Here is a 21015-nt window from a genome sequence, read left to right as displayed (position 1 = left end):
AACACACTTAAAGTTCTTGTGCTTCTAACCATTGCTTAAACCAACTCATTAATCCTAAACTGCTCAATGGGTGTCCAAAATAGTATCCCTGTGAAGCGTAGGCTTTTAGACTTTTTACAAACTTTAGTTGATCGAGTGTTTCAACACCTTCAAAAATAACTTTCGTCTGTTGCTGGTTATGCATTTCAACCATACCACCTACTAAACTACGTATGTTGTTTTGATTACTAAAGTCAGCAGTTAATGCAGGCGATATTTTAATGTATGCCACCGCTAAACTAGGTAACTTAGAAAGTAATACAGGATTATCACCTAAACCATCAACGCACACTTTTAAACCTAAGCTGTTAAGTCTTGCTATCATGGCTCTACCTTTATCATCTAGGCTAGTAAAAATGTGTAGCGGACATTCTAAAATTAAATCACCAGGCCTAAGTTGGTGCTCACCGATAACCCCATAAACAAAATCAACAAACTCTTCGTTGAGCATTTCTGGGCCAAATAAGTTAACACTTAAAGGCACCCTCATTCCTTCCATACGCAGTGCCATGGCAAGCTCTCCAGCTCGTTCAATAACAAAGGTCGCAAGTGAGTAACCAAGCCCTGCAATTCTAATATCGTTGATAAACTGGCTCGCCGATAAAGTCCCTTGGGTTGGATGCTGCCAGCGTAATAGCAATTCTAAAAATTCAATTTGGCCATCTTCATTTCGAATAACCGGTTGAAAAAACAATTCGAACTCATCAGCAAAGCTGATATTCGCCAGCTCAGTTAATCGCGCTTGCTGCTCTAAATGATCAGTCGTCATTTGCTGATGATAAGCCACAATTTGTTTAGCTGGCCGACTATCAAGCGCCAAGTAAGCATGACTAATTAGCTCATCAAAGCTGCTGCTTTGTTTATTACAATGTACATAACTGGCTCTTACTTTTACTTCAATCGTACAATTAGCTACATTAAACGGCTTTAAGGTAGCGCCAATAATTTGCTTTATAAGCTGTTGATGTAAATGATTATGATTTTGTAAATCACAAATAAATGCAAAGTTTAACCCACCCAAGTGCGCTAATTTAGCATGCTCAGCAAGAAAAAAAACTTCATCGCTATCTAATAAATCTTTTATTCGATTGGCCGACTGAGATAATAATAAGTCGCCAAAATCTCGGCCAATATGTTGATTAACTTGAGCAAAACCTTCTAGCCTCAGTACAATGATTGCTGCTGTAAATGGATCCTTATCATTGAGTTCATTATATTTTTGACGTAACTGCTGTTTATCAGGGAAGCTGGCTAAGGGTGAGTTTTCAACATACGCTTCAGGCTCGGTTTCTGGCTTTAAAGTTGGAGCAGTCTGCGGCGTATTAGCCATTAAAAAACCACTGCTACTGAGTAGTAAAATTGGAATAAGTAACCACGCTAAATGCAATGTAAAAAAGAGGTAACCTGTAAATAATAAAACAAGCCCGCCTGAGGCACAGGCACTGATAAGTAACGGGACTTTTTGCTTTAGCAAATTCGCCTGATATAAATGAAAAGCAAATCCCAGAGCCAATAACAAAACAAACCAAGGGATGGCAGTGCTAACCATAGCTAAACCAATCAGCCCAGTGTATAAAAAGCTGAGCCTTATTACGTTACTTTTAACGGTTAACAACGCTGCAACCATTGCCATTAAAAGTGCACCACTTAAAAAAATAGCTAAATTGCTATAGCTCAATAACGTTCCATCCATAGCTGAGGTACTCACTGACATTAAATAAAACATAGGCTTAAGAGTTAAGTCTTATAATTAGCTAAGTTTACCCAATATCCATAGATTTAACAGTTTATTTACCCCAAACTGATAACTTAATTGTGCTGGATGCTCAATTTGCCAATGTGCTATATCAGCGCGAGCACCTACTTTTAATACGCCTCTATCAGTAAAACCAAGAGCCTGAGCTCCGTGTGCAGTGACTCCCATTAATGCTTGCTCTGGAGTAAAATTAAATAATGTACAAGCCATATTCATCATTAATTGCAAAGAACATAACGGTGATGTGCCGGGGTTAAAATCACTGGCAATTGCGATGGGAACCTTGTATTTATTTAACAGTTCAATCGGAGGGTATTTCGTTTCTTTTAAAAAATAAAAAGCACCGGGCAGTAATACCGCCACAGTACCTGCATTTGCCATAGCTTTAACACCGGCTTCATCAAGATATTCCAAATGATCGGCCGACAAACCATTGTATTGCGCCACCAGCGCAGCACCTTGTTGATTGGATAACTGCTCAGCATGACACTTAATTGCTAACCCCAGCTTTTTAGCCGCATCAAATACTCGCTGCGTTTGCGCATAACTAAAGCCAATATCCTCACAAAACACGTCAACCGCATCGACTAAATCATGATCAACAAGTGTGTTGAGCATTTCATTACATACTAAATTTATATAATCATCACTGCGATTTTTAAACTCTAAAGGCAATGCATGCGCGCCTAAAAAGGTATTAATGACTTCAATAGGATGATGTTGATTTAAAAGCCTAGCGACTTCTAATATTTTTTTCTCATTTTCTATATCAAGCCCGTACCCTGACTTAATTTCTACCGTAGTGACACCTTCAGCTAGCAGTGCATTTAAACGATCTTTTGCTGCTACAAATAATTGTTCGTGGTCAGCCTCTCGGGTTGCTTTAACTGTACTTGCAATCCCACCCCCTTGCGCGGCAATTTGCTGATAACTTACCCCCTGTAAACGCTGTTCAAACTCCTGTGCACGAGAACCGGCAAACACTAAGTGAGTATGGCAATCCACTAAACCCGGGGTTAACCACTGTCCTTTGATACTTACTACCGGAGTGGCTAATACATCAAAGTCAGGCAACTCAGTTTGCTTACCTAACCATGCTATTTTGCCATTTTTAATTGCTAAAGCCGCATTTTCTATCGCTCCATAAGGCGCATCAATGTTGCTATCCATAGTGGCAATATTGGCATCGGTGAGTAATAAATCGATATCATTTAACTGTTCTGTGGATTCTGTAGCTTGCATAAGTCTCTCCGCGATAGTGTTCAAACGAGTTTAAAAACACATCTTGTATATACAAGATGATTATGCCATCTTACTAGGTATTGTTTATTTTTAATATACTAAAAATATTTATGCCAGCACCTAAGTTTACGCAAATAAAACAATTTATTGTGGACAAAATACGCAGTGGGCTTTGGCTTGAAAACCAACGTGTCCCTTCAGAAAATGAACTAGCAAAACAATTTACAGTAAGCAGAATGACCGCACGTCGGGCACTTAGCGAACTCACTGATGCCGGCATTTTAACCCGTAGCCAAGGTCTAGGAACGTTTGTAGCAAGCTTCAAGTCTCAGTCGTCATTACTTGAAATAAAAAACATCGCCAATGAAGTAAAAGAGCGAAACGGAAACTACAGCTGCACAGTGCAAGTATTAGAATCGATTAATGCCGTCGCGCCAATTGCAATTGCTTTAGGTGTAGAGGTAGATAGCGTGGTGTATCGCAGTGTCATTATTCATAATGAAAACGGCAGCCCCTTACAAGTTGAGGAGCGCTTTGTAAATCCGCCCCTTGCAAAAGATTATTTACAACAAGATTTTACCGCCCTTACCCCGCACGAATACTTATCAACAGTTGCTCCTTTAACGCAAGCGAGGCATACGGTAGAGGCTATTACGCCAAATAGTGAAATGTGCCAATGGCTTAATTTATATAACGAAGAGCCCTGTTTACAAGTAATACGCCGTACTTGGTCGGTAAACGGAATTGTTAGTTTTGCACGACTTATATCGCCAGGCAGTAAGTACCGCTTGGGCGGACAATTAACATTTAAAAACAATAATAAAGCCCATAACGCTTAAATTTAACAGGAGTGAATAATGGATCATCGACTGGACACACAACGCACAATTCGCGCACAGCATGGTAATCAAATATCTACTAAAAGCTGGCAAACCGAAGCAGCTAAACGCATGCTAATGAATAATTTAGACCCTGATGTTGCCGAGCACCCGCAAGCTTTGGTGGTGTATGGCGGCATTGGCCGTGCTGCCCGTGACTGGCCAAGCTACGACAAAATAATTGAGACGCTTGAGCGCCTTGACGATGACGAAACCCTATTAGTGCAATCAGGTAAACCGGTGGGGGTATTTAAAACTCATAGCAACGCACCGCGGGTATTAATTGCAAATTCTAACCTTGTTCCGCATTGGGCTAACTGGGAACATTTTAACGAGTTAGATAAAAAAGGCTTGATGATGTACGGCCAAATGACCGCTGGCTCTTGGATTTATATTGGTTCTCAAGGGATTGTTCAAGGCACTTACGAAACCTTTGTAGCTATGGCAAAACAACATTTTTCAGGCGATGCCAAAGGTAAGTGGGTGTTAACAGGTGGCCTGGGAGGAATGGGCGGAGCACAACCATTAGCTGCAACCATGGCTGGCTTTAGTGCCTTAGTGGTGGAATGTGATGAAAGCCGTATCGATTTTCGAATAAAAACAGGGTACGTCGATGTAAAAGCGACAGATCTTGAGCATGCATTAAAATTAATAACCGATGCCTGTGTAAAAGGTGAAGCGCTTTCTGTGGGTTTACTTGGTAACGCGGCTGATGTTTTTAGTACCTTAGTAAAAAGTGGTATTACTCCCGATATAGTCACCGATCAAACCTCTGCTCATGATCCGCTTAACGGCTACCTGCCACAAGGTTGGAGTATGGAGCATGCAGCAAAAATGCGAATCGATAATCCACAAGCAGTGGTAAAAGCGGCCAAACAGTCAATGGCTGTTCAAGTAACAGCGATGCTGGCACTGCAAGATGCGGGCGCAGCAACTACCGACTACGGCAACAATATTCGTCAAATGGCGCTCGAAGAAGGCGTAGCAAATGCTTTTGATTTCCCTGGATTTGTGCCTGCTTATATTCGTCCATTATTTTGTGAAGGCATTGGCCCATTTAGATGGGTAGCACTATCGGGCGATCCCGAAGATATTTACAAAACAGACGCAAAAGTAAAAGAGCTCATTCCTGATGATAAGCATTTGCATAATTGGCTTGATATGGCGCGTGAGCGAATTCAATTTCAAGGCTTGCCTGCACGTATTTGTTGGGTTGGCTTAAAAGACCGCGCGCGTTTAGCGGTTGCCTTTAATGAAATGGTTAAAAATGGTGAACTTAAAGCACCAGTAGTTATTGGCCGCGATCATCTTGACTCAGGCTCAGTAGCTAGTCCTAATCGTGAAACAGAGAGCATGCAAGATGGCTCCGATGCTGTCTCTGATTGGCCACTTTTAAATGCCCTGCTCAATACCGCTGGCGGTGCTACTTGGGTATCGCTTCATCATGGTGGCGGCGTTGGAATGGGCTTTAGCCAGCATTCAGGTGTAGTTATTGTTGCCGATGGTACCGATGAAGCAGAGCAACGCCTTGCTAGAGTGCTGTGGAACGATCCCGCTACCGGTGTAATGCGCCATGCCGATGCTGGTTATGACATTGCAAAAAACTGTGCACAACAACAAAACCTAGACCTACCTATGCTTAACAAGGATAAGTCATGATTTCATACACACTCACACCGGGTCAGCTTGAATTAAATACCTTAAGAAAAATTAATCAATCGGCCGTAGATTTAACTTTGGCAACTGAGTCCGTCACACAAATAGCAGCCAGCGCGCAAACCGTTCAAGACGTAATAAACGAGCAGCGTACTATATATGGTATTAATACCGGCTTTGGTTTATTAGCCAATACTAAAATAGCGAATGATGAGCTAGAACTATTACAACGCAGTATTGTGCTTTCACACGCTGCGGGCATTGGCGAATTAATGGATGACAGCACGGTCAGATTAATGATCACCCTAAAAGTAAATTCTTTATCACGGGGTTATTCTGGTATTCGTTTAGCAGTCATTGAGTTTTTTATACAGCTACTCAAAAATGAAGTGTACCCATGCGTGCCTAAAAAGGGCTCAGTGGGCGCTTCGGGCGATTTAGCCCCCCTTGCTCATATGTGCCTGCCTTTATTGGGTGAAGGGAAAATGCGCTACCAAGGAGAGCTAATAAGCGCAGAACAGGGGTTAAAAATTGCAGGGCTTGAGCCACTGACATTAGCCGCCAAAGAGGGCTTAGCCTTATTAAATGGCACGCAAGCCTCTACTGCATTTGCACTGCAGGGCTTATTTAGAGCCGAAGACTTGTACGCACAAAGCTGTGTAATAGGCTCTATCAGTATTGAGGCCGCCATGGGCAGTCGCGCACCATTTGATGCACGTATTCATGAGGTTCGTGGTCAACAAGGGCAAATTGATACCGCGCACGTATTTAGAGAACTATTAAGTACCCACTCACAAATTAGTGACTCACATATTAATTGTGAAAAAGTACAAGACCCTTATTGCCTGCGTTGCCAACCGCAAGTACTTGGTGCGTGCTTAACCCAAATACGCCAAGCCGCCGAAGTATTAATATGTGAATCAAACGGGGTAACCGATAACCCACTCGTTTTTGCCGATGTGGGGGATATTATTTCAGGTGGAAACTTTCATGCTGAGCCCGTTGCTATGGCCGCTGATAATCTTGCGATTGCCATTGCCGAAATTGGCGCCTTAGCTGAGCGACGTATTGCCCTACTGATTGACTCTAATTTATCAAAATTGCCGCCATTTTTAGTTGAAAACGGTGGGGTAAATTCAGGATTTATGATAGCTCAAGTGACCGCAGCTGCGCTCGCCTCTGAGAACAAGTCACTAGCACACCCAGCCTCGGTAGATAGCTTACCGACCTCAGCTAACCAAGAAGACCATGTCTCTATGGCAACCTTTGCCGCTAGGCGCTTAGTTGATATGGCTAATAATACGCAAGGCGTGTTAGCCGTTGAGTGGCTAAGTGCTTCTCAAGGGTTAGAATTTAGAGCGCCACTACATGCGTGTGAGCAGGTAGAAAATGCGAAGGCACTGCTACGCCAACATGTTAGCTATTACGATAAAGACCGCTACTTTGCTCCCGATATCGAAGCGGCTAACACACTACTAAGTGAAGGTAAGTTGTGCGACTTTATAAAAGATTCGCCCTTACCTTCTTATTAAATAGCCTGAACTCTGGTTAAGAGATTTACTAACGTATTGAATCAATATGATATTTATGTTTATTTTCTCTAGCCAGAGATTTCCAGTGAAAACAAGGCGAAATTACGCGTCGAAAGCTCGCCTATTGCAAGTAAATTCAACGCAGTTAGCACTGAAAATAGCTGCTTGAGATAGATTTATTATTCAGAGTTCAGGTTAAATACCATACTGATAACTAAAACCCAGCGCTTCTATCGCTGAGCCAATAACTTTGCGCTCAGCGACTTCATCACTACTAAAACTTGGCATTTGTGTGCCATACAGCTCACACTTTTGTGCATAATAATCTGCTTTGCTCGGGTGCGCAGGGTTAACTACATTATAAATGCTTTGCCCTTGTGACCAATTGTTAAGTACCGCATAAATGGCATTGATCACATCTTGTTGATGCACCATGTTCACCACTTGCTGACTAGAGGTGTTGAGTTCCTTACCCGCCACAAACCGACCCGGCTCTCTGTTTGGCCCCAACAACCCAGCTAAGCGCAGTACTTTACCTTGCTGTTCAAGAACTTGCTCTTCAGCATCATAGAGCTTTATTTGTCGCTCGTTAGTGCCAGATATATCGCTACTTTCACTATAAACTCCAGGCTCTTGATCATACACTCCAGTCGATGAGCACAATAAAAAACCTTTGCAATTAAGCTCAGTTGCCAGCTTTAACCCCTGTTCCAGCACTTGCGAATAATTGCTTTCGCTGTCACGACTGCGCGGCGGTATAGCACATACCCAATACGCATTTTGTAAATCTACTTGATGCTGCAGCTCGCCGTTTTGTAAAACAAACTGACGCTCAAAATCAAATTGATGAGTGTCACTACGATGAGTTCCTTGCACTTGCCAACCTTGTTTTTGTGCATCAATACATAAGGCTTGGCCAAGCCAGCCAGCGCCAAGGACTACTAAGTTATCTTTGTTGGTTTGCACTTTATTTTCCCTTTTATTAAAACTCAATCAACGCGTTTTATAGCAACAAAAAATATGATGAACTCTATACTACTAAAAATAATATTAGCAAACGCTGATTACATAAGATATTAACACACGCTTCATTTGCGATTAGTAGCTTATTTAATGATACCGCTACCATGTATATGCACCTGCCGATAAACCGTATGGCTTAAGTGACTTACGAAGAGTAATAAATAAAAAGATTGTGCAATTTAAGAGTTAAAAAGCGATGACCGCAAGCAAAGCATTTAAGGGTAAAATTTAGGCGTTTCACCCTTGTTTTTAATTTATTCAACACCATATCTTCAGAGTCTGTTTATCTGCAGTTTTAATCAAGTTTCGTTACATAACGCTATTTTTATGAGCGAGATCTCATTTTTCTGTTTTAAATGAAGATCTTTTTATAGAGGTAGTTTGATGTTTAGCAGAGTCTGGTATAGTAGCGCAGGTAATAAACAGTGCTTTTTAAGCAGCTTAATACAAAATTGCTAATTAATGTGTCCTAAAGGTTAATTTAAAGAATACATTAATTATCAATTGTAAAAAATGGGTTAGCCGATGCACGGCTAGCAAAAAAACACATTGTAACGGTTTTATCATGATATCTAATTTATTTACCAAGATTTTTGGTAGTCGCAATGACCGCACTATTAAAAACCTAAGAAAGACGGTCGCACTGATCAATGCACTTGAAACGCAACTAGAAGCGCTTTCAGATGAAGATTTAAAAGCTAAAACAGCTGAGTTTAGAGAACGTTACGATAACGGACAAAGCTTAGGCGATATTCTACCAGAAGCATTTGCTGTGGTACGTGAAGCGTCAAAGCGTGTAAACGGTATGCGTCACTTCGACGTGCAATTATTAGGTGGTATGGTTTTACAACAAGGCCGTATTGCAGAAATGCGTACTGGTGAAGGTAAAACACTAACAGCAACGCTTCCTGCTTATTTAAATGGCTTAACAGGCAAAGGCGTTCATGTCATTACCGTGAATGACTACTTAGCCAAGCGTGATGCTGAAACCAACCGTCCACTATTTGAGTTTTTAGGCTTAACCGTTGGTTGTAATGTTCCGGGCATGATGCCACAACAGAAAAAACAAGCTTATGAAGCTGACATCACTTACGGTACCAATAACGAATTTGGTTTTGACTACCTACGTGACAACATGGCATTTAGCATTGATGAGCGCGTTCAACGCCCATTGTTTTATGCCGTAGTGGATGAAGTGGATTCAATCCTAATTGATGAAGCGCGAACGCCGCTTATTATTTCAGGCCCAGCTGAAGACAGCTCAGAGCTTTACACTGAAATAAATACCATTGTTCCTTTACTTGAACTACAAGAAAAAGAAGATGAGGAAGGGATTGAAGGCGATGGCGATTTCACTATCGATGAAAAATCTAAGCAAGTTCACCTAACTGAGCGTGGGCAAATAAAAGTTGAAGAGCTTCTTACAGAGCGCGGCTTAATTGAAGAAGGTGATTCACTGTACTCAGCAGCGAGCATCACGCTACTTAGTCACGTTTATGCAGCTCTTCGTGCACACAAGCTTTACCAAAAAGATGTTGACTACGTTATTAAAGAAAACGAAGTTATCATTATTGATGAGCACACAGGTCGCTCTATGGAAGGACGTCGTTGGTCAGAAGGTTTACACCAAGCCGTAGAAGCAAAAGAAGGTGTGAAAATTCAAAACGAGAACCAAACGTTAGCTTCGATTACGTTCCAAAATTACTTCCGCTTGTACGAAACGCTAGCAGGTATGACAGGCACAGCCGATACAGAAGCATTTGAGTTTCAGTCTATCTACGGTTTAGACACAGTTGTCATGCCAACCAATAAGCCAATGATCCGTGATGATCGCGCAGATTTGGTGTACCTAACGCAAGAAGAAAAGTACGAAGCCATTTTAGCAGACATTAAAGACTGTCAAGAACGTGGTCAGCCAGTACTTGTAGGTACTATCTCAATTGAAAGCTCTGAGTACTTGTCGCAGTTTTTACGCAAAGAAAAAATTAAGCACAATGTACTTAATGCTAAATTCCATGCACAAGAAGCAGACATTGTTTCTGATGCGGGCTTACCAGGGACTGTTACTATTGCCACTAACATGGCTGGTCGTGGCACCGATATTGTACTGGGTGGTAACTGGAATAGTGAAGTTGAAAAACTTGAAAACCCAACTGACGAACAAATTGCCGAAATTAAAGCCGCATGGAAGATTCGCCATGATGCAGTAATTGATGCCGGCGGTTTACACATTATTGGTACAGAGCGTCATGAATCACGTCGTATTGATAACCAATTACGTGGTCGTTCTGGCCGTCAAGGTGATGCCGGTTCAAGCCGTTTCTACCTATCGATGGACGATGCACTGATGCGTATTTTTGCTGGTGAGCGCATGACTAACATGATGCGTAAACTAGGTATGCAACGTGGCGAAGCGATTGAACACCCATGGGTTAACCGCGCAATAGAAAACGCTCAGCGTAAAGTAGAAGCACGTAACTTTGATGTGCGTAAACAGCTACTTGAGTACGATGATGTAGCAAACGACCAACGTCGTGTTGTTTACTCTCAACGTAACGAATTGCTTGAAGAAGGTGATATTTCAGAAACGATTACCGCTATCCGTGGTGATGTGCTCGCTGGTGTAATTGATCAATACATTGCCCCACAAAGCTTGGCTGAAATGTGGGATATCCCAGGGCTTGAAGAGCGCTTAAAGCAAGATTTCCTAATTGAGTTACCAATTACTCAGTGGTTAGCTGATGACAATAAACTGTACGAAGAAAAACTTCGTGAGCGTATTGAAGAAGCGGTTGAACAAGCCTACAAGCAAAAAGAGGAAATGGTCGGCGATTCTGTACTGCGTCAGTTTGAAAAAGCCATTATGCTTCAAAGTCTTGACCAACATTGGAAAGACCACCTTGCTGCAATGGATCACTTACGCCAAGGTATTCACTTACGTGGTTACGCACAAAAGAATCCTAAGCAAGAATACAAACGTGAGTCGTTTGAGTTATTCTCTGAAATGCTAGAAAACTTAAAAGTCGATGTGGTCGGTATTTTAAGTAAAGTGCAAGTTCGCGCTGAAGAAGATGTTGAAAAAGTAGAAGAGCAACACCGTAAAAGTGAAAATGCCCCTCGCGAATATCAACATGAAGAAGCAGAGCACGTAGGTGGTGAAGCACCGCAAAGCGCTCAGGTTATGGCACGTAGCGAGCCAAAAGTTGGCCGTAACGATCCATGTCCATGTGGTTCAGGCCAAAAATACAAACAATGTTGTGGTAAATTAAAATAACACCACTTTGTTACGTTAGATAAAAAGCGACGCTTGCGTCGCTTTTTTTATGCTATTTAAGGGAGAGGTAATGACTAAAGTAATCATCAATGTTGCTGTGGGTGTAATTAAAAAAAATAACAATTTGTTTATTTGTAAACGTGCAGATGAGCAACATCAAGGTGGGTTATGGGAGTTTCCTGGTGGCAAAGTTGAAGCTGGAGAAAGTGTGTTTCAAGCCCTAAAACGTGAACTGCTAGAAGAAGTAGGGCTGACTATTCACAGCTCAAGCGAACTTATCACTATAGAGCATGACTATGGCGATAAATGCGTACAACTTAATGTGCATGTGGTCAGTAACTTTAACGGTCAAGCTCATGGCGCAGAAGGACAACCAAGCGAATGGGTCAGCATAGACGAACTTGATAACTATGATTTTCCTGCGGCTAATGTTGAGATAATCAGCGCCATAAAAACAAAATATAGCTAGTTTTATTATCAGGTATATAAGTAACTAAAAAGCCAGTGAGCATGATGCTCACTGGCTTTTTATTTTGCGATTAATGGCTCTAACCGCTTAAGCTAATTTTAGCTCAAATTACCAAATTTTTACGCGATCTTCAGGCTTGATATACATTTTATCGCCCTCTTTAACATCAAACGCTTGGTAAAATTCTGGCATGTTCGACAAAATACCAATTACGCGATAATGACTCGGTGAATGTGAATCCGTCATTAAACGATTACGTAATGCCTCATCACGGTATTTACGACGCCAAATTTGCGACCAGCCCATAAAGAAGCGTTGGTCGCCCGTATAGCCTTCAATAATGGGCGCTTTCGAATCACCCAGCGATAGCTGATACGCTTTATAAGCGACGGTTAAGCCGCCTAAATCACCAATGTTTTCACCCAGTGTCAGCTCACCATTAACGCTGGCATCTTCAAACGGTTTATATTGATTATACTGTGCAACTAAGGCAGCACTTCGCTGTTCAAACTGCTTAAGGTCTGACTCGCTCCACCAATTACGTAAATTGCCATCACCGTCGTATTTTGCACCTTGGTCATCAAAGCCATGGCCTAACTCATGGCCAATAACCGCACCAATAGCACCATAGTTAACCGCATCATCCGCTTCTAAATTAAAGAAAGGAGGCTGCAGAATCGCCGCAGGGAATACTATTTCGTTATTCACTGGATTGTAGTAAGCATTCACTGTTTGTGGAGTCATATGCCACTCAGAGCGATCAACTGGCTTACCTAATTTAGCAATCATATCTGCATAAGCCCATTCACTGTAGCGAATATAGTTACCTACCAGTTCATCAGGGTTAATCGCTAAATCTGAGTAATCTTTCCATTTATCTGGGTAACCAATTTTAGGGGTAAACTTATTGAGTTTTTCTTGCGCCGCCACTTTTGTTTCAGGGCTCATCCACTCAAGGTTTTCAATTGCCACTGAATAGCCTTTAATCACATTATCAACTAACTCTTCCATACGTGCTTTTGCTTCTGGCGGGAAGTTTTCTTTAACGTAGACTTTACCTAAAATTTCACCCAGTACACTGTTTGATGCATCAACGGCTTGCTTCCAAAGTGGTGCTTGCTCTTCAACACCACGCAACGTGGTGCTGTAAAAATTAAACTTCAAATCCACTAAATCTTTATTAAGTAGCTGCGCGTAATTACTAACAAAATGGAATTTTAAATAGTTTTGCCAAACAGCTAAGTCAGTATTGTTGAAAATCTCTGCAAATTTTTCAAAGTAACTTGGTTGGCGCACAATTAACTCTTGAACATCAACGCCAACTGCTTCGAAATAGGCATTTAAATCAAACTCACCCATTAGCGAGTTAGCTTCAGCTACCGTCATTTTATTGTATGACTTAGTTGCATCACGGCTTTGCACTCGGCTCCACTGTGCATCGGCAAGTGACGTTTCAAGTGCTAATATCGCTTTGGCTGCATCAGCGGCATTATTAACGCCAGCTTTAGCTAAAATATCGGTGATATACGTTTGATAAGCCGCGCGAATTTTTGTGAATTTTTCATCATCTTTTAAATAGTAGTCGCGGTCAGGTAAACCAAGTCCCGCTTGATAGGCATAAAGCGCATTTTCACTTGAGTTTTTAGCGTCATTATTAACATACCAGCCAAAAGGAAGATCGCCACCTTTAACTTGTAGCTGTGCCATCAGTGTGACCAACGCGGCTTTATCTTTCACTGTATCAATGCTTTTAATAGCTGGCTCAAGTGGCAAAATACCTAACTCTTCACGAGCATTTTCAGCCATATAGCTAGAATAAAATGCACCAATCTTATATTCATCTGAACCTGGTTTTGCACTACTATTAGCACTGGCGTTTTCAAGCACTGTTTTCATTGCTTTTTGCGATTCATCATATAACTGTGAGAACGACCCATAGTTAGACTTGTCGCCTGGAATTTCGGTTTTTGCTAACCATTGACCATTAACATGGTAATAAAAATCATCCTGTGCACGAACACTTTTATCCATATTTTGTAAATCAACACCTAGCGCATCAGGAGCCGCCACCGGTGCAGTTACTGTGGTTGATTCTGCTTTCATTTGTTGTGGCTTTTCGCCGCAGCCAACCAAACCTAACGCCAGTGCAATACTGGCGGCAGTCATTGTTATTTTTTTCATAAGAATTCCGTATATTAATTAGAATAAATACGCATTTCATTAAGATTTGATAACTCAAAAAAAACAACAATAGGATGCAGTCTATTACCTGCTTAATGAAATACGCATCAGCTACAACCTAATTTAGGAAGCACTAGCTAAGCATAATAAACCTGATTTAAATAACAATAAAATCGAATATGTAACAAAGTATTTTGCGTTTGTTCAAAGCGTGAAAAAGAGCCTAGCATGAGGGCTAGCTAGGGCTTACTTTTGCCATGTAATGCTAAGCGCTGCAGCTTTTCTTTTAATGAAGGAGGGGCAGAATCGGCGATCGCATTCAAATAATCAGCCGTTTGCTCACTCATTTTAAGAGAGTTAGTCGCTTGGCTATCTGTCGCTTTAGGACGATTACTTAATCGTTGAGTTGCTTGTGGATTGGCGGTAATTTTTATTTGTCCAAGCTCTGCCATACCTGCGGCTCTAAAATGAGACTGCATATCCATTTTTAAATAATTAAGCCTAAGAGCAATAGGAGCTGAAACAGCTTCTATCATCAGTGTGCCGTCACGATAATTACTTACTCGACATTTATCGCCTAGCTTAGGCCCTAAAAAATCGCGTAACAGTTGTTGCTGTGTATCCAATGCTTGGCTTTTTCCCGCATAGGCTGCTAAACGGTTGTTTAGCCCGGCCATAATGTCGGTTAATGGTTTTGGCGCATATCTATCTTTAGCCATATCACACCTTAAAAACCTCAAAGGAAAGTTTGCTTAAATTAAGCTTAATTTAAGCAAACAAAGTGGGTGTATACCAATTCGCTGAATTAAGTATTATTGTGGATGGGTATTAAGCACCCGCAATTTGCATTTGCTCAATCAGCACTGAACCTGTTTGAATACCACCACGTCGCTCTATATCGCCACCAATAGCTGAAATACCTTTAAACATATCTCTTAAGTTACCAGCAATAGTTATTTCACTTACTGGGTACTGTATTTCACCATTTTCAACCCAAAAACCAGCTGCACCACGAGAGTAGTCACCAGTCACGGTATTTACACCCTGCCCCATAAGTTCAGTGACTAACAAACCCGTGCCCATGGTTTTCAATAGTGTAGCTAAGTCCTGATGGGTTTGCTCAACCAACCAGTTATGAATACCACCGGCATGGCCTGTTGGCGTCATATTCATTTTACGCGCTGCGTAGCTCGCTAATAAATATGTTTGCAATTCACCACCGTGTATTATTTCTCTGTCTAGAGTTTTAACCCCTTCGCTATCAAAAGGTGATGATGCTAACCCTTTTAGTAGGTGTGGGCGCTCTGAAATATTAACGGTTTTGCTGAACACTTGTGTACCTAAGCTATCCAGTAAAAAACTGGATTTACGATACAGTGCGCCACCGCCGATTGCAGACACTAAATGGCCAAACAATGAGTTAGCAATATCGGCTCTAAAAATAACCGGCACTTTCATGGTACCTAGTTTTTGACTGTTTAGTTTAGCTAGGGTTTCTGCAGCGGCTTCAAGCCCAACACTTGCAGCATCTTTTAGCCCTGCTTGATCGCGGGAAATTGTGTAGGCTGAGTCGCGCTGCATATGCTCGCCCTCTTTGCCTATTACCATAGTGCTTATGCTATGGCGTGTTCTTGGGTAGCCTGCAATTAAACCATGACTATTGCCATACACTCGCAGCCCTTGGTGTGAAGAAAAGCTAGCACCATCAGAATTCACAATTCGCTCATCCGCATTTAATGCGGCTTGCTCAGCAGCATGACATAAATCAATCCCTTGCTCAGGACTTACATCCCAAGGATGAAATAAATCTAAATCTTTAGGCGAAAACTCAAGTAATTCTTTATCAGCAATACCATTACACGGATCATCTGAGGTGAATTTAGCAATATCTATGGCTTTTTCGACCACAGATCGCAATGTTTTTGGATTTAAGTCAGCCGTAGAGGCGGAGCCTTTGTTATTACCAACATACACGCTAATACCTAAACCACCGTCTTGATTAAACTCAATGGTTTCTACCTCGCCCATGCGCGTACTTACCGACAGCCCTGATGTGCTCGACATAGCAGCTTCTGCAGCAGTAGCGCCTAGTTTTTTTGCATGTTCGAGTACTTCAGAAACGGCATCTTTTACTTGAGAAATTTGCGAATAAATTGGATCTTGGTGTTGGCTTTTCATAAATTCTGTCCTGAGCCCTGAAGGCCATGTTGCACACATTTTTTATATTTAAATGCTAACACACTCACTGCACCACATCAGCTAATATTAATCACTAAAAGAATCGCGTATAATAGACAAAGTTATTTTTACTTAAGAGCACCCCATGGCGAAGAAAAAAGGCAAGCCTGCTGAAATTGAAGAAGAAATTATATATGTATCAAAAAGTGAACTTAAGCGCGAAGCGCAAGAGTTTCATCAGTTAGGGTCTGAAATTGCCAAAATGGGTAAAAAGCAGCGCGAACGCTTACCGCTTAATGATGACTTAAAAGAAGCAATGGTTGTTGCCGATAAAATTAGTAATAAAAGTGATGCATACCGCCGCCACTTAAATTACATAGCAAAAACCCTTCGTACAGTAGAAAACATTGAAGAAATTAAAGCGATCATTGATGTAATGCTTAATAAAAATAACCAAGCAGAGGTTATGATCAAAAAGATTGAGCAGCTGCGCAGTGATTTAATTGAGCAAGGCGATGACTTAATCAACGAAACAATTGAACAATACCCAGCTCTTGAGCGCCAAAAAATGCGCCAACTGGTGCGTAATGCGGCCAAAGAAGTAAAAGCAGAAAAGCCTGCGAGAGGCTACAAAGAGCTATTTCAGTATTTAAAAGACGCCATAATGTAACGCAGCCACGTTACATACTAAAAAGATGCTACGGCATCTTTTTTTGTTGTAGATCAAAACCCCTTCCCCTTTCCTTTTTTACAATACGCAGCAACTTAAAAGATAAGGTGCGCGTGATGATTAAACTTCCTCAATGGGATCAAACTTTAATAAACAAATACAATGTATCGGGCCCGCGCTACACGTCTTACCCGACTGCACTTTCGTTAGCTGACGGCTATCAGCAACAAGATTTGATTAGCGCTATTGAATCATCGCAAACCCGTGCTTTGTCTTTATATATTCACATTCCTTTTTGTAGCCAGCTTTGCTATTACTGTGGCTGTAATAAAGTTATTACTCGCCATCAATCTAAAGCTGATACCTACCTAGATTTTTTAGCTAAAGAAATCGTCGCACAAGCGCCGCTATTTCAAGACTATCGGGTTGAGCAATTACATTTAGGAGGCGGTACTCCAACCTTTTTGACCGCAGCCCAAATGACTCGCTTAGTAAAGCTACTAGAGCAACACTTTAACTTTAGCGATACCTGTGAGCGCGGTATAGAAATAGACCCTCGCTCACTGGCTGACAATATGCTGATTGACTTAAGCGAGATGGGATTTAATCGTGTGTCATTTGGTATTCAAGATTTTAATGATCAAGTTCAGCTAGCTGTTAACCGCCCTCAACATGTTGATGAGGTAAAGCAGTTAATTACCCAAGCAAAACAATTAGGCTTTAAATCAATTAATGCAGATATGATTTATGGGCTGCCACTGCAAACACCTGAAAGCTTTCAGCAAACTATTGAGCAACTGATTGCCTTAGACCCCGACCGTGTTTCAGTATTTAACTATGCTCATTTACCTGAGCGCTTTGCCGCTCAACGTAAAATAAAAGATGCTGATTTACCTAGTGCCCATAATAAGCTCACTATGTTCAAAAATACCCTAGAGCAAATGACCCAAGCGGGCTATCAGTTTATAGGTATGGACCACTTTGCAAAAGTTGATAATGAATTGGCCATTGCTCAAAATAGCGGCCAACTACATCGTAACTTTCAAGGTTACACTACCCATGGAGAATGTGATTTACTCGGCTTAGGGGTCTCGTCTATTTCGCAAATAGGTACGGCCATATTACAAAATAAAAAAGAGCTAAAACACTATTACCAAGCAGTCGACGAGCAAGCAGGCAGTGCCATTAATAAAGGGATGCATTTAACACTAGATGACCTTATTCGTGCGGATGCAATTAAGCAGCTTATTTGCCAGTTTGAGCTTGATATGGGCCAATTTGCTAACCAACATAAGATAGACTTTAGCGATTACTTTAAAGATGCCTTAGAGGCGCTAGCACCATTAATTGCCGATGAGATGGTAACAATAGAAGATGACATCATTAAGGTGACGCCAAAAGGGAATTTATTTATTCGTATTATTTGTATGTGTTTTGATGCGCATTTACAAAAACAACTGAATGCGACGCGCTTTTCACGGGTTATATAATTTAAAACTAGCGCGCATAAAAAAAGCAGACCTAGGTCTGCTTTTTTTATGCTGTAAAATCTAAGTGCTAGTTAAAAACCACGTTTTCGCTGCCTTGGGCTGCTTTAAACTCAACAATGATTTTTTTACAGTCAGCTTCAATTTCATCACTCAGTGATTCTTCTGCGCGCCAGCGTGCGGTATCTTGCTTAAAAATTTCTTTTTTAGCGTACTTTTTGCGCGAATCGTGAGTTGGCATTTCTTTTACCACGTCGTACATTTTATAAATGCCTGGGTATGCAGTTGTTAAGTCGCGCTCAGTATCAAAACTATATTGCGACATCAGCACCCAAATACGTAAACAGCCCTCAGAGTAATCACATTGCTTTTCATTCATCGCACGTGCAATTAAATGAATACTATCGGCTAGCTTTGCATTACGTTTTAAACGCGACTGCTTAAGTTTTTGCTGTTGCTCTGCCTGTTGTTTGCTAATTAGCTTTTTTTGCACATTTAGCTTGTAGAGCAACTGACCCGCATAAAATGCCAAGCCCGCTATAATAGCAGCACCTACAACTAAGGCTAAGATCACTGCTGTACTCATTGCGTATCCTTATTACTTATCTTCGTCGTCATCTAGCCATTCATTAGCTAGGTCGTTTGATAGGTATTGATCAAAATCTGAATTACTTTCTTCATCACTGAAGTCATCTTCAAACTCTTCTTCATCTTCAATGCCTAATAACTTACACAGCACTTGGTGACGCGCTATACGGCTATTAAAGTATTTAGCATCTTTACCCGTTAGCATTTCACCTTGCTCATGACGCTCAACTAATTTAAGCAAGCGCTCATCATTTTCAAGCGCCTCTAATTCTTGCTCAGGCGTTAACTCAGGCTCAATCGCCTTTTTAAGCTCTGCTACAGGCTTAAGGTTACGTTTCATTTCGACTTTTGGTTCAGCGGCTGGGGCAACTAATGGTACTGCTTTTTTACTACCAACACGTTTGTCTTTAGCAGCCGAACCTGTTTTTTGAGTGTCATTACTCAATGCATCAGGTGCATTACGTGAACCAGGCTTAGCGCCTTTGGTTTTCTTTACACGTTGCTCTTTCAATGCACGCATTTCTTTAAGCTTATCTTGGCTTAAACGAACGGGTCCATTTGATGGAATTTTACGTGACTTTTTCTTTCTACTCATATCTTGATCGTCTCACTTAAGAGGTTTTGAGCGAGGCGCAACTCAATGGGCATCGCGATGCTGGCCTAGCCAGAAGAATTCGGTTTGCGTTTTAGAGGTTGGGTTTCTCTATATACGCCAAAGCATATTTAGATGCTTTTTTTAAACGGGGGTATTGTAACAGGACAAATAAAAAGGCGGTAGAGAAAACATCTCTACCGCCTGCTAATCTGAGCGCCATTATATGGACACTTCTCCCTTCGACTTTTTAGTCTTTATTATTTTTATTATTATTTCTTTATCCGTATTATTATTATTTATCTTCCGTGTAGCATTCCATTTTGTTTTTATTATTAAACTTCCATGAGTTTTTATTATTTTCGGTCTTTCCTGACACTTTTTTGTTATTTCCTTTAGTAGCACTCTCAATGTGCTATTTAGTCGTGCCGCGCTACGATCCTTATAACGTTTTCCTATTTGTTATTATTGTTGCGACAGGGGTTAATTTACTCGTTAATAATTTTGTTACAACTAATTTATATCTTTTTTCTTGTGTAAAACATAACAAAAAAGGTTAAAAAATATAAGTTACAATAAGTTAACTTAAAAAATAAAAATAAAATGAGACTTTTCTTACATTAAAGTATGGTCAATGTCTTACAAGTGAAGGGGCTTTATCGGTCATTTCAGAAACAAAAAAAGCAGCCAAAGCTGCTTTTTGTCTATTTAACATTGTATTATGTTAACAATATCTAAATAAATACGACTTTAGTGTAGACCACCTAGGTATTTAGATAATGTTTCAATGTCTTTATCTGTAAGTTTCTTAGCAATATCTTGCATAACACCATTTAGGTCGTTATTACGAGTGCCATCTCTGAACTGCTCAAGTTGTGACTTGATGTATTCTGGATGTTGGAAAGAAATTTTTGGGAATTTAGCTAGTGAAGAGCCATTACCACGTGGACCATGACAAGCCGCACATGATGGAATTCCGCGTTCAGCGTCACCCGCTTTGTACAACATGGCGCCTGTTTCTTGAACATCTTTAGGTGTAGCACCTTCAGACATGTTCAAAGAAGCAAAGTAAGCAGACAAGTCTTTCATATCTTGATCGCTCAATGGCATTGCCATACCGCTCATTACTGGATTCATTCGACCTTCTTTACCGCCCGAAGTCATACCTAATTTAAATTCAGTAAGTTGTTTGTATATGTAATCTGCGTGTTGGCCTGCAATTTTTGGGTAGATGTTAACCGGCGCATTACCGTCTGGGCCGTGACAAGCCGCACACGTTGCTGATTTTTCTTTACCTGCGTTTACATCGCCATCAAATGCTGTTGCGTTGCTTGCTGACAACGCACCAAGCAATATAGTTAAAGATAGTGCTATTTTTTTCATGGTGAATTCTCTGTTTCCGACCCTGTATCATCTACAATATGGATGTTGTGATTTTTATATTCTACAC

16 protein-coding genes are annotated in these 21015 nt (G+C 41.0%); 7 read left to right on the top strand and 9 right to left on the bottom strand.

Annotation, left to right across the window (positions count from 1 at the left end):
- Positions 1-7: 7 nt before the first annotated feature.
- Both P3J6_RS05750 and hutI read right to left on the bottom strand, forming a co-directional pair.
- Positions 8-1732 carry a GGDEF domain-containing phosphodiesterase gene (locus P3J6_RS05750; RefSeq protein ID WP_178956827.1) on the bottom strand — a complete coding sequence of 575 codons (1725 nt, stop codon included), beginning with the start codon at positions 1730-1732 and terminating at the stop codon, positions 8-10.
- Between the two features lie 57 nt (positions 1733-1789).
- Entirely contained in the window at positions 1790-3037 is a 1248-nt protein-coding gene (hutI, locus tag P3J6_RS05745; protein ID WP_198522438.1) for an imidazolonepropionase, read from the bottom strand.
- A 110-nt stretch (positions 3038-3147) separates the two neighbouring features.
- Here hutI and hutC point away from each other — a divergent pair, with 110 nt between their 5' ends.
- From hutC to hutH, 3 genes are read left to right on the top strand one after another with little or no spacing between them, the layout of a single operon-like run.
- Complete coding sequence (hutC, locus tag P3J6_RS05740; protein ID WP_198522437.1) at positions 3148-3876, top strand: histidine utilization repressor; 729 nt, start codon at positions 3148-3150, stop codon at positions 3874-3876.
- Between the two features lie 18 nt (positions 3877-3894).
- Positions 3895-5574, top strand: coding sequence for a urocanate hydratase (gene hutU, locus P3J6_RS05735; protein ID WP_138569781.1), 1680 nt, complete (start codon positions 3895-3897; stop codon positions 5572-5574).
- Positions 5571-7103: a histidine ammonia-lyase gene (hutH, locus tag P3J6_RS05730; protein ID WP_198522436.1), complete on the top strand. Its 1533-nt coding sequence runs from the start codon at positions 5571-5573 to the stop codon at positions 7101-7103. Before hutU ends, hutH begins: the two co-directional genes overlap by 4 nt.
- Before the next feature lie 195 nt (positions 7104-7298).
- Here hutH and P3J6_RS05725 read toward each other — a convergent pair whose 3' ends face one another.
- Positions 7299-8069: an NADP-binding protein gene (locus P3J6_RS05725; RefSeq protein WP_138621371.1), complete on the bottom strand. Its 771-nt coding sequence runs from the start codon at positions 8067-8069 to the stop codon at positions 7299-7301.
- Positions 8070-8691: 622 nt separating this feature from the next.
- Between P3J6_RS05725 and secA the strand changes: the two genes are divergently transcribed.
- On the top strand, positions 8692-11400 hold the full coding sequence (gene secA, locus P3J6_RS05720) for a preprotein translocase subunit SecA (protein WP_198522435.1): 2709 nt from the start codon (positions 8692-8694) through the stop codon (positions 11398-11400).
- Positions 11401-11470: 70 nt separating this feature from the next.
- The gene (gene mutT / locus P3J6_RS05715) at positions 11471-11869 is read left to right on the top strand and encodes an 8-oxo-dGTP diphosphatase MutT (RefSeq protein ID WP_198522434.1); all 399 of its coding nucleotides are present in this window, start codon (positions 11471-11473) and stop codon (positions 11867-11869) included.
- Positions 11870-11977: 108 nt separating this feature from the next.
- Here the strand turns inward: mutT and P3J6_RS05710 are convergent, their stop codons facing one another.
- The 3 genes from P3J6_RS05710 to pmbA form a co-directional block, all read right to left on the bottom strand.
- Complete coding sequence (locus tag P3J6_RS05710) at positions 11978-14050, bottom strand: M13 family metallopeptidase (protein ID WP_198522433.1); 2073 nt, start codon at positions 14048-14050, stop codon at positions 11978-11980.
- Positions 14051-14289: 239 nt separating this feature from the next.
- Positions 14290-14769 (bottom strand): DUF721 domain-containing protein, encoded by a 480-nt coding sequence (locus P3J6_RS05705; RefSeq protein WP_054202561.1) that lies wholly within the window; start codon positions 14767-14769, stop codon positions 14290-14292.
- Between the two features lie 109 nt (positions 14770-14878).
- Positions 14879-16228: a metalloprotease PmbA gene (gene pmbA / locus P3J6_RS05700; RefSeq protein WP_138569778.1), complete on the bottom strand. Its 1350-nt coding sequence runs from the start codon at positions 16226-16228 to the stop codon at positions 14879-14881.
- A gap of 145 nt (positions 16229-16373) precedes the next feature.
- Here pmbA and yjgA point away from each other — a divergent pair, with 145 nt between their 5' ends.
- Together yjgA and hemN are read left to right on the top strand one after the other, a co-directional pair.
- Positions 16374-16898, top strand: coding sequence for a ribosome biogenesis factor YjgA (yjgA, locus tag P3J6_RS05695; protein ID WP_010390384.1), 525 nt, complete (start codon positions 16374-16376; stop codon positions 16896-16898).
- A gap of 116 nt (positions 16899-17014) precedes the next feature.
- Positions 17015-18388 carry an oxygen-independent coproporphyrinogen III oxidase gene (gene hemN / locus P3J6_RS05690; protein WP_198522432.1) on the top strand — a complete coding sequence of 458 codons (1374 nt, stop codon included), beginning with the start codon at positions 17015-17017 and terminating at the stop codon, positions 18386-18388.
- 67 nt (positions 18389-18455) lie between these two features.
- Here hemN and P3J6_RS05685 read toward each other — a convergent pair whose 3' ends face one another.
- The 3 genes from P3J6_RS05685 to P3J6_RS05675 form a co-directional block, all read right to left on the bottom strand.
- A complete protein-coding gene (locus P3J6_RS05685) occupies positions 18456-18971 on the bottom strand; it encodes a DUF2489 domain-containing protein (RefSeq protein ID WP_010390378.1) in 516 nt (171 codons plus the stop codon).
- A 12-nt stretch (positions 18972-18983) separates the two neighbouring features.
- On the bottom strand, positions 18984-19568 hold the full coding sequence (gene yihI / locus P3J6_RS05680; protein WP_008112715.1) for a Der GTPase-activating protein YihI: 585 nt from the start codon (positions 19566-19568) through the stop codon (positions 18984-18986).
- Positions 19569-20315: 747 nt separating this feature from the next.
- Positions 20316-20948, bottom strand: a complete 633-nt coding sequence (locus tag P3J6_RS05675) for a c-type cytochrome (protein ID WP_008112717.1) — start codon at positions 20946-20948, stop codon at positions 20316-20318.
- Positions 20949-21015 lie beyond the last annotated feature (67 nt).

Origin of the sequence: Pseudoalteromonas sp. 3J6, from assembly GCF_903995135.1 — a bacterium.
In the GTDB taxonomy this organism is placed as follows: Bacteria; Pseudomonadota; Gammaproteobacteria; order Enterobacterales; family Alteromonadaceae; genus Pseudoalteromonas.
Note: the sequence above shows the minus strand (reverse complement) of the source record. Positions and strands in the feature narration are given on the sequence as shown.